This window comes from Actinomyces sp. ZJ308 (genome assembly GCF_011752065.1).
Lineage (GTDB): Bacteria > Actinomycetota > Actinomycetes > Actinomycetales > Actinomycetaceae > Actinomyces.
In genome coordinates this window covers 1-904 of the sequence record NZ_JAAIJY010000078.1, presented here as the reverse complement: position 1 = coordinate 904, position 904 = coordinate 1, and the positions used below count along the sequence as shown (strand labels likewise).

Annotated in this window: 1 protein-coding gene; it reads left to right on the top strand. The window is 70.6% G+C overall.

Annotated elements, in window-relative coordinates; all coding sequences use genetic code 11:
• Positions 1 to 54: 54 nt before the first annotated feature.
• Positions 55 to 904, top strand: an 850-nt coding sequence (locus HCR68_RS13930; RefSeq protein WP_208320628.1) for an IS630 family transposase, incomplete at its 3' end; no start/stop codon positions are given.

Genomic DNA, 904 nt, shown 5'->3' with positions numbered 1-904 from the left:
CTAGTGTCGCGTGTCGTTAGTTGTTTTGTGGTTGGTGCTTAGGATGATGGGGGTATGGCGAATAGACCTGCTCCTGGACTGGTTGTGCGTGAGGGTGACCTGGAGGTGCTTGAGTCCTGGCTGCGTGCGACGACGGTGCCGGCCGGGCTGGCGCGGCGGGCGCGGATCGTGCTCCTGGCCGCTCAGGGGGTGGCCAACACCCGGATCGCGCAGGCGGTGGGGGTCAGTGTCCCCACGGTGGTCTCCTGGCGGCGCCGCTACCAGGCCGGGGGCCTGCGCGGGTTGGAGGACGCGCCCCGCTCGGGGCGTCCCAGGAAGGTGTCCCGGGAGCGGGTCGTGGCCGCCACCCTGGCGCCGCCGCCCAAGAAGTACGGGGTCACGCACTGGTCGAGCCGGCTGCTGGCCCGTCACCTGGGTATCGGCAACGCCACCGTGGCGCGGGTGTGGCGCAGCTACGGGATCCAGCCCTGGAGGTCGGGAACCTTCAAGTACTCCACCGACCCCGAGCTGGTTGCCAAGGTCACCGACGTGGTGGGCCTGTACCTGGCGCCCCCGGACAACGCCGTGGTGCTGTGCGTCGACGAGAAGTCCCAGATCCAGGCGCTGGATCGCACCGCCCCGATGCTGCCCATGGCGCCGGGCAGCATCGAGCGGCGCACCCACGACTACACCCGTCACGGCACCTCCACCCTGTTCGCCGCCCTTCAGGTCGCCACCGGCCACGTCACGGCCGCCTGCAAGCCTCGCCACCGCCGCGCCGAGCTGCTCGCCTTCCTGCGCCAGGTCGCGCGCGCCTACCCCGACGACGAGCTGCACCTGGTGATGGACAACTACGCCACCCACAAGACCCCCGAGGTGCGCGCCTGGCTGGAGGCCAACCCCCGCATCCACGTCCACTTCACCC